We start from the raw sequence: 12,708 nt of genomic DNA on the forward strand, positions 1-12,708 counted from the left end.
CCACTTGGAGAACCGAAATGTCCAAACTGACCCCACGCGAAATCCTGACCGCCGGCGCAGTTGTGCCTGTGATGGCGATTGACGACTTAAGCACCGCCGTCGATTTGTCCCACGCCCTTGTCGAAGGCGGCATCCCCACCCTCGAAATCACCCTGCGCACCCCCGTCGGCCTCGACGCCATCCGCCTGATTGCCAAAGAAGTGCCCAACGCCATCGTCGGCGCAGGTACGGTTACCAACCCCGAGCAACTCAAAGCCGTCGAAGACGCAGGTGCGGTTTTCGCCATCAGCCCGGGTTTGCATGAATCCCTCGCCAAAGCCAGCCACAACAGCGGCATTCCCCTGATTCCCGGCGTTGCCACTCCGGGCGAAGTCCAACTGGCTTTGGAACACGGCATCGATACCCTCAAACTCTTCCCTGCCGAAGTCGTTGGCGGCAAAGCCATGCTCAAAGCCCTGTACGGTCCTTACGCCGACGTGCGCTTCTGCCCGACCGGCGGCATCAGCCTGGCAACTGCCCCCGAATACTTGGCGCTGCCTAATGTCTTGTGCGTCGGCGGCTCATGGCTGACTCCGAAAGAAGCCATCAAAAACAAAGACTGGGATACCATCACCCATCTGGCTCGTGAAGCTGCCGCTTTGAAACCAAAAGCCTAATCAGGTTATAGGTTAAAAGAAGAGTAAAGGCCGTCTGAATATGATTTCAGACGGCCTTTTTATATCAATTAAGCCAACACTTTCCGTGCTGCTTCCACACCCCAATACAAAGCCTCTTCAAATACCGAATAGCCGCTTAAGTCACTGTGTGCAAACAATAATCCAGCATTTCGATTTCTGATTTTTAATAAAGCCTCATCGCTTAAATAGCCGGGTTTCGGTACGCTCATGCCATGCCCGCGGACAGTAATGTCAACATGGGAAACGTGTCGCCAAAAGCCTTCGCCGTAAACGGTAAGCAGATCTTGTGCGGCTAGCCGGAGCAGCTCTTCGTCGCTTGCTTCAAGCAGCTGACGGCGGACGGCTTGTGGCGTATCGTGGTTGAGCGCGGCGTAGGCGGTAAAAATCGTGCGTTCAGGACGGGCAACCCGGATAAACTGGTTGGTCGCAACAACATAGCCCAACCCTTGGCTGCCGTAAACCACATTGTCCCACGCAAGTTCGCTGTTGTTTTTTTCTTTCGGGAAACTGTGCAGTTCAAAATTAGAAACCAGCCATGGCGCGTATTCGGGAATATCCAGACCAAATTGTTCGGGAGATTCAATAATACGGGCGGCAACCATCAGCGGCATGGCGGAGATAAGGTGTTGCGCAGTGACGGCAACGGTTTCCCCTTTTGCATTATCACGCAGCCACACTTCAATCCGGCCGTCTGAAAGCGGTTTGATTTTGACGGCGGATGCGTTGACGGAAGCAGGTTTCTCCAAACGGATACGGTTTTCAGACGGCCACTGCCAGCCTTCCTGCAAACCGGCATGACGGCGCAGGTTTTCAGAAAGATGTGCCAACCCTTCAGGCCAAGTGAGGACGGTTTCCGCGCTGTTGCGGGCGGCAAAATAATGCAGTCCGGCAAAGGCAGACACTTGCCCGATGCCCTGTCCGTAATCGTCGCGGCAACAATAATCGAGATACCACAAAAGCTCGGGTGAGTGGTAGCCCTCTTGCTCAAGCCATTGTTGAAACGTCAGATGATCGAGTTTTCTCCATGTTTCATCTACCGATGACAACGCAATCGGAATGGCAAAAATTTTCTTACCGTCATTGCCGTAAGCCTGTTTCAGACGGCCGATTAAATCAAAAAACCGTTTGGAATCCGCATCTTCTTTCGGCAATAAATGTTCCACCCATTTATCCTGATATAAGAGGCGCGATTCGGGCGCATAGACCAAATCGGTTTCCCTAAAGCTGCCGTCCGGCTGCAAGATACCGAAATCCGCCAACATCTCGCGCACATACACGCTTTCTTTCGACGGTAAAGCCAAATAATGCGCACCGCTCGGCGCTTTCAGGCCGTCTGAAGACGTATAGGCGGCATTGTTGCCATTGCGTTCAAACCCTTCCGCCAACAATACATCGCGGTGATTATGCTTCGCCAAATACCACAACGCCCCCAAACCCGCCGCACCGCCGCCAAGTATCAGCGTATTGCATTCATACCGACGGGTCGGCGGACTGAGCAATTCCCCGTCGCGTAACAAATGCCCCAACGGCAAGCCGACACGGTTAATAGAAACCGGCGGTTTGCGGTTGAGGTATTGGTAAGTTTGCCAAGAAAAAGCAGAAGTAGCGCCAAGCGCGGCGGTGTAACTGAGAAATTGACGGCGGGTTAGCATGTTTTATAAAAAGGTCGTCTGAAAAAATAAAAATGAAACGGTACAATGAAGTTAAACAGATCTCACGTTATTTATGTCCTGCCGAATAACCATGATAGGAGCTGCCGGAATGCGATGAGTCGCTGTCTTCAGCTTGGACATAGTTGAACAAGACGGTAAGGAAAATGATGAAAGCAAAGAAAATAATCGTCCCTACCCGTTCTTCTTCGTAATCACGATCGTTTTTATATCTGTCAGAAATCCATATCCATACCAACGCACACAGACTGACCACTATGCCGACAGGGCTACGTAGGTGCGGCGACAGCCAGGCCGGAAGGTTGACGATGATAAGAATCAGCATAGCAATGATACGGGCTACATTATCTCTACTCCCAACATTTCTATTATCGCCCTTCAGCCAGTAAGAGAGTATCTCCTTAGTATCAAAAGACAGGCCGAATGCCTTTCTCATTTGACGGTAAGACACAGGGCTGCTTTTACTCCAGACAATTTCATCCTTACTCTGCTCGAAACACAGAATGACATTCCGGCCATAACTTTTCTTGCCGCTATATTCCTTGTAATGAAGCAAATCGCCTTGTTTGACTTTCCAATAAAAAGCGCCAGCCGCTGCCTCGACCCGCCCGCGGTAATGATCAATCAACATTTCACCGGCAGGATTGCCACTTGAATCAAAGTCCGGCCATGTGTGTAAGGTTTCTGACAGCCGCCAGCGTTTTCCAGACTCAATCAGCCAGGCAAACCCTCGTTGAGTGTTATAAAGCAGATATTCCGTCCAGTATTCGGACTGATTTTGGTTATAGGACGATATTTCGGCAAATCTTACAGCCCCGATAATCAGATATTCTGTATCGTTCAGACGGCCTTTCGTACCAATGGAAAGCGTAAACAGGTTTTCTTGTTCTTTCCTTTGGACATTCGCCTTCATCAACGCAACAGTATCTTTTGTCGTGTTCAAACTGCTGCCGCAAGACTGACATAAAAGGAAAGAAGTAACACTACTTGGCCAATGGACAGGAGCGCCGCAATGAGGACAGTTTTCAGAAAGAATCTCTCCTTTCAGACGGCCTGCACTTTCACGGATTTCATCATCACTACGCTTATTTTCCAGCTTCAAACTGTCCAAACTGACTATGCGTCCGAAGTAGGAGTCCATTGGAAAAGTCGAATAATCCAAGGTCAAAAACAAATTGCCGCGTCGCCAGTCGCAAACCTCGCCTGTCGCTTGATTCCCAGATAGGTTGAACGGCAACTCGCCTTGCGCATCGGTATTACGGTAATGTATGGTGCGGACGTCTGACGCAATAAAGGTTTGGCCATTAAAGATCAACGAACTGGATCCGGCTTTCACCGACTTAAAATTTTTCGGCCCCCGTCTCCTCTTCTGGGCAAGCAAACATGTCATCGCATATAAATCGCCAACCTCGGAAAGCCAGCCGGTCTGCCCGTCATCAAACAAGACATACCATTCATTCCATGCGCCGACATCGTAATGTACCTGCAATCGCCCAATCAGCGTAAATTTCCGATCATCAAAAACGCCTCTCGCTCCAATCTGCAACGGACTAAAATCCTCCAGCAACGCAGAATTACGCCCAGAATTGGCAACAAAATATCCGCTCTTCCCCTTACCGCTTCTAGCAACCAGCATACTGTGACAATGGCCACACACCAGCGTCACGGCAGTAGCGGAATACGCCTCCACAGGCGCACCACAGCTTGGGCAATCGGTTTTAAAAAAAGGCGTTTTTTCCATATAACGTCAATATTTCAGTTTAATCAGCACAAGGTTTAAGGCCGTCTGAAAACGGATTGAATATGCTTTCAGACGGCCTAACAGATTTTATTGTTCAACCGATGGTTGTATATCGTCCAGTATACCTTCGCCACGTTGCGCAACCGTCCAAACAGCTCTTTCAGCCGCCAACTCCCTGCACAAGGTTTCCTTCACTTTTTCCAATTTCATACCGCCGCAAATAAATGCATCAATAGCAGCGAAGCGGTGTTCAGGCCAAGTGTGGATGCTGATGTGTGACTCGGCGAGCAGCAAAACGCCGGTTACGCCGCCTGCGCCGCCGAAGGTGTGAAAATGTTCGGTCAATATGGTGGCTTCCGCAGACTGTGCGGCAGCCATCAAAGCAGTTTTCAGACGGCCTTCATCTTTTAAGATGGCTTCATCGCAACCGTATAAGTCCAATAGGCCATGATTACCGGGCGCATGGGTCATTTATGGCCTCCGGAGAAACCGCTGCCGCCGTAATGGCTGCCGGAGTGCATACGCGAGCCGTCGGAGTCGGAAGAGCCGTAGCTGATGATCATGGAGATGACGATGATGATGGTACTGAAAATGATGTAAGTGATTCTTGACATATTAATCCTCGTCCTCGTCTTTTTTGCCCATGGTCCACAACAACCAGCATCCTATAAAGATGACGGTAAGTGCAGCAGAACTGTCGCCGGTCAGCAGCGCAGGGAGGTTGACGACAACCAAGATGGCGGTCATTATGATTCTTAATGATTTATCAATGCCGTCCGCTGCCATGTTTGCAGTGTAATGCGGAGCTTGGCTGGTCAGATTAAACGCATCTGCAATCTCCCGATAAGCAATTGGGGCACTTCTAGTCCATGCCATTTCGTGACTGTTTAGTTCGGAACCAATCTTACGGCTTTGTCCGTCTCGGTAATCGCTGTAATAGTTCAAATCACCGCTTCGGACACGCCAATAAAACGCTCCGCTGGCAACCTTAACCTGTCCGCCATAGTCATAAAGTTTGCCATAGCCTTGCGGTTGGCGGTTGCGGTCGAGGCGCGGCCAATCATTCAAGGTTTCGGAAATATTCCAACCTTCATCAGATTCAACCAACCATAAGAAACCCTGTGTAGGGTTGTAAAGCAGATACTCCGACCATTGTCCTTCGGGCGTGAGCGTACGGTTGAGGCCGCTGAACAGGTTTTCGAATGTTTCCTGTGCGTCGGTTTCGGCGTATCTGACTGCGCCCATAACGTAAAATTCGCGATTTTTCAGACGGCCTTGTCTGCCGACGGGCAGGGTAAACAGGCTTTGCTGCGCCGTTCGCATGGCGTTGGCGGTAATAAGCTCCGCTTTATCTTTGCCGACTGCCAATTCGCTGCCGCAACTTTGACAGTTCAGATGAGAGGTCAGGCCGTTCACCCAATGAATGGACGAGCCGCAGTTAGGACAGTTTTCTGAAGTAATACTGCCTTTCAGACGGCCTGCGCTTTCTTTAATTTCATCTTCGTGGCGCGTGTTTTCCAGCTTCAAATCATCTAGGTTTACCATCCGCCCGAAGAAAGCTTCGGGTGTTTCTCTGTTGTAATCGAGCGTGATGAAAAGGTTTTCGCAACGCCAGTCGGAAACCCGATTTTCTGTATCCTCTTTCAAAACAAACGGCAACTCACCCTGCGCGGCCGCATGTTTCAAGCTGATGTTGCGGACATCGGAGGCAATATAGCGTTTATCTTGAAAAATCAGCTCGCTAAACCCGGCTCGCGTGTCTTCAAATCTCGGCGGACTATCGATTTCGACCGGCATGGTCATCACATACAAATCGCCCGCCTCAGAAAGCCAACCGGCCCTGCCGTCGTCAAACAGCGCATACCATTCGTTCCACGCGCCATCGTCGTATTGCACCTGAAGCCGTCCGACCAAGGTAAAGCGTTGTGCGACAAATGTGCCACTGGTTCCGATTTGCAGCGGACTAAAATCTTCCAGCAACGCGGAATCGCGGCCGGAGTCGACAACGCCGTTATCTTGCCGCACCAGCATGCTGTTGCAATAGCCGCACACCAGCGTCACGGCGGAAGCAGAATGCGCTTCGACAGGTGCGCCGCAACTTGGGCAGTCGGTTTTGAAGAAAGGAGTTTGAGACATGGGTTTGCTTTTTCAGGATGAGTTGGGATGTTTCAGACGGCCTTAACGTTTTTGAAATCGGACAGGCTTAATCAAATCATTTGAAAGGCCGTCTGAAAACTTTTTCACTTCACAGAAGCAGCTCAACGCTTCTTTTGAATGATATTTTTCAGACGGCCTTCAATTGATTAACCAATCAGCTGTTTCAACACTTCAGCCTTGGCCTTATCAAAATCTTCTTGCGAAATCAAACCGCCATCGAGCAAAGACTTGAGTTTTAACAATTTCGCCTGCGGATCTTCGGCAGCCGGCCGAACATTTTGTTGAGCCTGTTGCGCATTCGGCTGCATCATGCCAGACATGGCACCCGCCATCGCCTGACCAATACCGGCACCTACGCCCAAACCTGCACCGATTCCGGCAAGTCCGCCTTCATTTTGTGCCGCAAGCGGGATGGATTCGGCGGTTTGATATTGGGTGTAGCGTCCCAAATCGCCGATAACGCCCATCGAAATTTTCTTATCCAACGCAGCCTGGATAGAAGCAGGCAAGGAAATACTTTCAACCGTAAAGTTTTCCAGCGCCAAACCCAGCTTGGCAAATTCCGCACCGAGCAATTCGCCAATTTTTTGCGACAGCAAAACTTGGTTCGCAGCCATATCCAAAAACGGAATACCGGAGCTGCCAAACGCAGCCGCCAATTGGGTGACTGCAATATTGCGCAGCTGGTTTTCCAAATCTACGCCGCTGTATTGTGCCACCACACCGCTGACTTCTTTGAAGAATTTTGCCGGATCGCTGATGCGGTAAGAATACATACCGAACGAACGCAGTTGCACCGCGCCAAACTCAGCATCGCGCACGGTAACAGGTTGAGACGTACCCCATTTTCGTGCAAGCTGTTGTTTGGTATTGAAAAAGTAAACATCCGATTTAAACGGAGACTCAAAAAGCTTGTCCCAGTTTTTCAAGTTAGTCAGCACCGGCAGCGTTTGCGTATTAAGCGTGTAACGCCCCGGACCAAACACGTCGGCGGTTACGCCCTCATCGACAAACATCGCCATCTGCGCCTCACGCACAGTCAGGCTCGCACCGTTTTGGATCTCCTCATCGGCAATCGGAAAACGCCACATCAGCAGACTGTCGTCAGGATTCGGCCATTGAATGACGTCGATAAACTGTTTCTTGATAAAGTTGAACATTTCAACTCCTTATGAAATAAATAAAATAAATCAGGATACAAATTTCAAGGTATGGGCATTCAAGTCAAACAAGCAGCGTTCAAAATGCCAATCGAAATGGACACTGCGCCAAACAACGCGCCGACGGCGACATTGTTGCCGATGAGTTCTGCGGTAGCGCCTTTAATCATCATGGTAGCGGCGAAATAGACAAAAATCTGAATCACGGCTGCGGCAAGGGCCCACAGGATAAAATCGATGAAGCTGACGCTGTGGGCAATACTTGAAGCCAGTGTCAAACAGAAACCGACCAACGCGCCGCCAAATGATAAGGCGCAGGCAAGGTTGCCGTTTTTAATCAGGCGCAATTCCTCAACGGGTGTAATCCGCAGATATACGGCAGCAAAAACAACGGTCATGGCGATACCTGCCAACATATATTGCAGGTAGAGCAGATATTGGGACAGAGAAATACTCACGATAAGATTCCTTGGTTTGCAATAAAGTGATTATGCCATACTTTTGAAGATAAACCCTTTAGAAAATACGGCATTTTGTGAGCACTTCAGGCCGTCTGAAACAGCTCGATTTTTAATTCATGTTTTATTGTGATAATTGTTGACGATTTTTGTATATTTATGTAACTATTGCGCACCGCTATTTATTAGATTAAAGAGGAGAATATGAGCATACTCGCCGCCATCCACCCTAAAGAGCCTTTGCGCCATTTACGCTGGTTTGATATGCTGATTGTAACCGCCATCCTGTTCGGTCAATTTGCCTACCGCTCCACCCAACTTTATATCGCCAGCCTGATGCCGCAAGTGGAAACGGCCGCCGCTGCCGAAGAGGCGCGCGATACTGCGGTAACCGGCGTGGCTTATTCGGAAAACATGAGCCTGCAGTTGACGCTGCTTGCTATTGCTCTGATTTACCTCATTATCCGCCGTTTCGACTTCAAACAATTGCCGATTCGTTTTAATTTAGGCGTGTTGTTTTGGACGCCTGTGATTTTTATCCTGATGGGCTTAACCGCCGATGCGGTAACTTCATTAAGCGGCGGCTACAATTACTTTACCACTGAAATCTTCCAATACATCAAACCATTATCCATCTTCGACAAATTTGCCGCCCTTGCACCGATGGCCATCCTCTACGGCCTTTTAAACGGCTTTTATGAGGAATTCTGTTTTCTCGGCCTTTTGACCTGCGTGGAAGACAAATACAAATGGCAGGCATTGGCTTATTCGACCTTGGTGCGCATCTCCTTCCATACTTACCAAGGCATGCTTTGGGCAACCGTTATCGGCGTCGTTTTCGGCTTGATGTACTACTTCTTCTACAAATACAAAGTCAAAAACCTGCTGCCGTTTTTCCTGATTCACGCCTTGGCAGATATCTTCGGCTCCGGTTTCATCTATTTGATTTGTGCTTAATGGCAACGGTTGACTGAATAAATAAGGCCGTCTGAAACATTATCTTTCAGACGGCCTTTTATGATTAATCGGCTTACTTAATTAAAGTAATTGCCACATCCGCATCTTCCGTTGCAACGGCCTCAATCACGACATCGCCGCCAAACCGCAACACCGAGCCTGCTCCGACCGTATGTTTTTCCTTCTGATTCAAGGTTACGTCAAAGCTTCCTTTTCCAACGGCAAAAATCAACGTTTTAAAACCCGGATGATCGTGCGGCTTAATCTGTTCCCCTTTTTTCATGTCTTTCTTAACGACCATGTAATTTTCACCGCTGAAAATCTTACCGTTTTCAGAAGAAACCTCTCCCAAAGGCGCAGCAGAAACGGCAACGGAAAACAAAGCGGACAGCAATACGGCAGCAATATTGGCAACTTTCATAACAAGCCTTTCTTGAAAACAGGGCTTTCATTCTACAAAAAACCACTATATTGTTCAATAATAATTCTCATTTCTTAATCTACAGGCCGTCTGAAACCCAACGATATTTTTCAGACGGCCTGATTGGCCTGTATAATATTCTCTTATTAATAAAACCGCTTTACATACCATCAAATGGAAACCGTCAGAAAAGATCCGCTCGGCTCGGCATGGATGGTTATTGCCGCGCTCGGCTTTACCGTCATGAACCTCTCCATCAAAGCCGCCTCAACGCAATTCGGCTTTTCCAGCGGCGAGCTGGTCTTTTGGCGCATGCTGGTCTCCACCCTGTTCTTAGGCATCATGGCCAAAGCGCAAGGCAACACGTTTTCCACGCCGTATTGGAAAACCCATCTCAACCGCAGCGTCATCGGCACGCTTGCCATGATGTGCACGTTTTATTCCGTCATGCACCTGCCGCTGGCAACAGGCGTCACGCTCAACTACACGTCCTCCATCTGGCTTGCCATTTTTTCATTTTTCATTTTAAAAGAACGAATTACACTTTATACCCAAGCCATTTTGGTTATGGGCTTTATCGGCGTTATCCTCTTGCTCAACCCATCTTTTCAAGGCGGACAGGAGTTTGCCGCACTGGTCAGTTTGGCAGGCGGCGCCATGTCGGGCTGGGCGTATTTGCAGGTGCGCGAACTCTCGCTTTTGGGCGAACCGGGCTGGCGCGTGGTGTTTTACCTCTCGCTTACCGGCCTGATTATGGGCGCAGTCTGGAGCACCATCACAGGCTGGCATCCGCTGACCGTGTCTTCCCTGCCCTATCTGGCCGGCATCGGCATCTCCGCCATGATTGCACAATTGGCCATGACCCGCGCCTACAAGGTCGGCAAGAAATTTACCGTTGCCTCGCTTTCCTACCTGACCGTCGTTTTCTCGGCCCTGTCCGGCGTACTGCTTTTCGGCGATAAAATCACTTGGCAGGAAGCTATCGGCATGGTTATCATTGTTGCAGGCGGCGTGTTCAGCAGCTTTACTCCGGCCTCAATCAAAAAATTTCTGATGAAGCAATAATTTAACAAGGAGAACACCATGATTTCCATCCGCGAACAATCTTACGGCTTAAACGTAGCGCTGTACAACGAGTTCACTTTGGACGATTTCCGCCAATTGGAAGAAGCCTTGTTGGCCGCAAAACAAAAAATCCATCTGCCCGACATCCTGTTGGATTTGTCCATGCTGAAAGACTTCACCATCGATATGGCGGTCGAGCAAATCAAATTCCTCAACCAACACGAAACCGACTTTGGCCGCGTTGCCGTCATTACCGACGACATTTGGATCAAACTCGGCGCGCGCCTTTCCAGCCTCCTGACCAACCAACATCCCAAATATTTCAGCGACGCCACCGAAGCACAGGCTTGGCTGTTGGCAAGCAATTTGAAATAAAGATAAGGCCGTCTGAACGCATTACCTGAGCAAATTCAAAATCGCTTAGGTTCAAACAACGGTACCACAATATTTTTCAAAGCATAAAAAAAGCCGTCTGAAACCTTGCAATCCGCAAAGTTTCAGACGGCCTTTCATCGTTTTCATTCAAAAACTTACATCACATCCAATACATCAATACCCAACAATTCCAAGCCTTGTTTCAGCGTGTCGCCGGTCAGCTTCGCCAGTTGCAGGCGGCTGTTGCGGGTTGCGCCTTCTGATTTCAAAATCGGGCAGGCTTCGTAGAAGCGGCTGAACAAGGTGGCGATTTGATAGAGGTAGGCGGCGAGGTAGTGCGGATACGCCGTGTCCGCCACGCTTTGCAGCACATCTTCGAATTTCAGCAGCTCGGCGGCCAGTTGTTTTTCCAAAGGTTCGGTCAAAACGGTTGGCGCGGTTGCGTCCCATTCGCCGGCTTTGCGGAATACGCTTTGCACGCGTGTGTAAGCGTATTGCAGGTAGGGGGCGGTGTTGCCTTCAAACGAGAGCATGGCGTCCCAGTCGAACACATAATCGCTGGTGCGGTTTTTGCTCAAATCGGCGTATTTGACCGCGCCGATGCCGACGGTTTTGCCGATTTTTGCCGCTTCGTCCGCACCCAATTCGGGATTTTTTTCTTTCACCAAAGCGGTGGCGCGCTCGACGGCTTCGGTCAGCAGGTCAACCAGTTTCACGGTGTCGCCGCTGCGCGTTTTGAACGGTTTGCCGTCTTTGCCCATCATGGTGCCGAAGCCGATAAACTCGGCTTTTGCATTTTCCGGCAGATAGCCTGCTTTGCGTGAAGTGGTAAAGAGTTGCTCAAAGTGCAGGGCTTGGCGGTGGTCGACGACGTACAGCAGGCGGTCGGCTTTCAGACGGCCTATGCGGTAGCGCAGGCACGCCAAGTCGGTGGAAGCATAAAGGAAGCCACCGCCTTGTTTTTGCACGATAAATGCGGCAGGTTCGCCCTCTTTGTTTTTGAACTCGTCCAAGAACACGACTTTCGCGCCATCGTCTTCGACTGCCAGGCCTTTCTTGACCAAATCATCAACCACGGGCTGCAAATCGTCGTTGTATTTCGACTCGCCTGCCACGTCTTCGGGTCGCAGCTTCAAGCCCAGTGTGTCGTAAACGGCTTGGGCGTGCGAGAGCGAAATATCGACAAACTGTTTCCACAACGCCAACACGGTTTCATCGCCGCCTTGCAGCTTCACAACATATTCGCGCGCGGTGTCGGCAAAGGCAGGGTCTTCGTCAAAGCGCACTTTGGCGGCTCGGTAAAACTGCTCCAAATCCGCCAGCTCAAACGCAGCATTGTCTTTTTGCTGCTCAACCAAATAAGCGACCAACATGCCGAATTGCGTACCCCAGTCGCCGACGTGGTTTTGGCGGATAACGGTGTTGCCCATAAATTCCAATACGCGCGAAATGCTGTCGCCGATGATGCTGGAACGCAGATGGCCGACGTGCATTTCCTTCGCAAGATTGGGCGAAGAGTAGTCGATGACGACGGTTTGCGGTTTGTCGGTTTTCGCTACGCCGAAACGCGCGTCGTTCAAGGCCGTCTGAATATTTTGGGCGAGAAATTCGGGGCGCAGGCGCAGATTGATGAAGCCGGGGCCGGCGACTTCCGCGCTTTCAATCACGGCGTTGCCTGCCAATGCTTCAGCGACCTTTTGCGCCAACTCGCGCGGATTTTGTTTGGCTTTTTTCGCCGCACCCATCACGCCGTTGATTTGGAAATCGCCGTGTTCAGCATTCTTAGTCGGCTGCAAAACAATGGGGCTGTCGGACAAACCGGCAGCGGCAAAGGCTGCTTGGGCTTCACGTTCGACGGTTTGGTATAAATTCATGTTGTCGGTCTCTATCAATTCAAATCAGGCGGTATTTTAAAAGAATTTCGGGCTTTAAAACAGGGCAAGCTGCAATACTTTTCCAGCGGCTTGTTATATGATTGCATTCTGATTCAACGATTTTGCTGTAAAGGCCGTCTGAAAGGAAAAGCC

General features: G+C 49.9%; 12 protein-coding genes and 1 pseudogene. 4 read left to right on the forward strand and 9 right to left on the reverse strand.

Annotated elements, in window-relative coordinates:
* Positions 1-17: 17 nt before the first annotated feature.
* Positions 18-656 carry a bifunctional 4-hydroxy-2-oxoglutarate aldolase/2-dehydro-3-deoxy-phosphogluconate aldolase gene (locus RRV97_RS06090; protein ID WP_315611013.1) on the forward strand — a complete coding sequence of 213 codons (639 nt, stop codon included), beginning with the start codon at positions 18-20 and terminating at the stop codon, positions 654-656.
* Between the two features lie 68 nt (positions 657-724).
* Here the strand turns inward: RRV97_RS06090 and RRV97_RS06095 are convergent, their stop codons facing one another.
* The 7 genes and pseudogenes from RRV97_RS06095 to RRV97_RS06125 form a co-directional block, all read right to left on the reverse strand.
* Complete coding sequence (locus tag RRV97_RS06095) at positions 725-2,329, reverse strand: NAD(P)-binding protein (RefSeq protein WP_315611014.1); 1,605 nt, start codon at positions 2,327-2,329, stop codon at positions 725-727.
* A gap of 67 nt (positions 2,330-2,396) precedes the next feature.
* Positions 2,397-4,088, reverse strand: a complete 1,692-nt coding sequence (locus tag RRV97_RS06100) for a DUF4178 domain-containing protein (protein ID WP_315611015.1) — start codon at positions 4,086-4,088, stop codon at positions 2,397-2,399.
* 87 nt (positions 4,089-4,175) lie between these two features.
* A complete protein-coding gene (speD, locus tag RRV97_RS06105; RefSeq protein ID WP_315611016.1) occupies positions 4,176-4,559 on the reverse strand; it encodes an adenosylmethionine decarboxylase in 384 nt (127 codons plus the stop codon).
* The gene (locus RRV97_RS06110; protein WP_315611017.1) at positions 4,556-4,702 is read right to left on the reverse strand and encodes a hypothetical protein; all 147 of its coding nucleotides are present in this window, start codon (positions 4,700-4,702) and stop codon (positions 4,556-4,558) included. Before RRV97_RS06110 ends, speD begins: the two co-directional genes overlap by 4 nt.
* A gap of 4 nt (positions 4,703-4,706) precedes the next feature.
* A pseudogene (locus RRV97_RS06115) lies at positions 4,707-6,224 on the reverse strand (DUF4178 domain-containing protein); the annotation flags it as partial.
* A gap of 167 nt (positions 6,225-6,391) precedes the next feature.
* Complete coding sequence (locus RRV97_RS06120) at positions 6,392-7,405, reverse strand: SPFH domain-containing protein (protein WP_315611019.1); 1,014 nt, start codon at positions 7,403-7,405, stop codon at positions 6,392-6,394.
* Between the two features lie 59 nt (positions 7,406-7,464).
* Positions 7,465-7,863 carry a DUF350 domain-containing protein gene (locus tag RRV97_RS06125; RefSeq protein ID WP_039861961.1) on the reverse strand — a complete coding sequence of 133 codons (399 nt, stop codon included), beginning with the start codon at positions 7,861-7,863 and terminating at the stop codon, positions 7,465-7,467.
* A gap of 204 nt (positions 7,864-8,067) precedes the next feature.
* Here RRV97_RS06125 and RRV97_RS06130 point away from each other — a divergent pair, with 204 nt between their 5' ends.
* Positions 8,068-8,820, forward strand: coding sequence for a CPBP family intramembrane glutamic endopeptidase (locus tag RRV97_RS06130; RefSeq protein WP_315611020.1), 753 nt, complete (start codon positions 8,068-8,070; stop codon positions 8,818-8,820).
* Positions 8,821-8,893: 73 nt separating this feature from the next.
* Here RRV97_RS06130 and RRV97_RS06135 read toward each other — a convergent pair whose 3' ends face one another.
* On the reverse strand, positions 8,894-9,241 hold the full coding sequence (locus RRV97_RS06135; RefSeq protein ID WP_036491610.1) for a hypothetical protein: 348 nt from the start codon (positions 9,239-9,241) through the stop codon (positions 8,894-8,896).
* 174 nt (positions 9,242-9,415) lie between these two features.
* Here RRV97_RS06135 and RRV97_RS06140 point away from each other — a divergent pair, with 174 nt between their 5' ends.
* Positions 9,416-10,306, forward strand: a complete 891-nt coding sequence (locus RRV97_RS06140) for a DMT family transporter (RefSeq protein ID WP_315611021.1) — start codon at positions 9,416-9,418, stop codon at positions 10,304-10,306.
* Between the two features lie 18 nt (positions 10,307-10,324).
* Positions 10,325-10,681, forward strand: a complete 357-nt coding sequence (locus tag RRV97_RS06145) for an STAS/SEC14 domain-containing protein (protein ID WP_003745709.1) — start codon at positions 10,325-10,327, stop codon at positions 10,679-10,681.
* A 155-nt stretch (positions 10,682-10,836) separates the two neighbouring features.
* Here RRV97_RS06145 and argS read toward each other — a convergent pair whose 3' ends face one another.
* On the reverse strand, positions 10,837-12,555 hold the full coding sequence (gene argS / locus RRV97_RS06150) for an arginine--tRNA ligase (protein WP_315611022.1): 1,719 nt from the start codon (positions 12,553-12,555) through the stop codon (positions 10,837-10,839).
* Positions 12,556-12,708: the final 153 nt, after the last annotated feature.

It is taken from the genome of Neisseria sp. DTU_2021_1001991_1_SI_NGA_ILE_055 (assembly GCF_032342915.1).
Taxonomy (GTDB): domain Bacteria; phylum Pseudomonadota; class Gammaproteobacteria; order Burkholderiales; family Neisseriaceae; genus Neisseria.

What these genes read in the sequence shown, in the direction of transcription:
- RRV97_RS06090 (WP_315611013.1), top strand. Translation starts at nt 18, where the DNA reads ATGTCCAAACTGACCCCACGCGAAATCCTGACCGCCGGCGCAGTTGTG.
- RRV97_RS06095 (WP_315611014.1), bottom strand. Translation starts at nt 2,329, where the DNA reads ATGCTAACCCGCCGTCAATTTCTCAGTTACACCGCCGCGCTTGGCGCT.
- RRV97_RS06100 (WP_315611015.1), bottom strand. Translation starts at nt 4,088, where the DNA reads ATGGAAAAAACGCCTTTTTTTAAAACCGATTGCCCAAGCTGTGGTGCG.
- speD (WP_315611016.1), bottom strand. Translation starts at nt 4,559, where the DNA reads ATGACCCATGCGCCCGGTAATCATGGCCTATTGGACTTATACGGTTGC.
- RRV97_RS06110 (WP_315611017.1), bottom strand. Translation starts at nt 4,702, where the DNA reads ATGTCAAGAATCACTTACATCATTTTCAGTACCATCATCATCGTCATC.
- RRV97_RS06120 (WP_315611019.1), bottom strand. Translation starts at nt 7,405, where the DNA reads ATGTTCAACTTTATCAAGAAACAGTTTATCGACGTCATTCAATGGCCG.
- RRV97_RS06130 (WP_315611020.1), top strand. Translation starts at nt 8,068, where the DNA reads ATGAGCATACTCGCCGCCATCCACCCTAAAGAGCCTTTGCGCCATTTA.
- RRV97_RS06135 (WP_036491610.1), bottom strand. Translation starts at nt 9,241, where the DNA reads ATGAAAGTTGCCAATATTGCTGCCGTATTGCTGTCCGCTTTGTTTTCC.
- RRV97_RS06140 (WP_315611021.1), top strand. Translation starts at nt 9,416, where the DNA reads ATGGAAACCGTCAGAAAAGATCCGCTCGGCTCGGCATGGATGGTTATT.
- RRV97_RS06145 (WP_003745709.1), top strand. Translation starts at nt 10,325, where the DNA reads ATGATTTCCATCCGCGAACAATCTTACGGCTTAAACGTAGCGCTGTAC.
- argS (WP_315611022.1), bottom strand. Translation starts at nt 12,555, where the DNA reads ATGAATTTATACCAAACCGTCGAACGTGAAGCCCAAGCAGCCTTTGCC.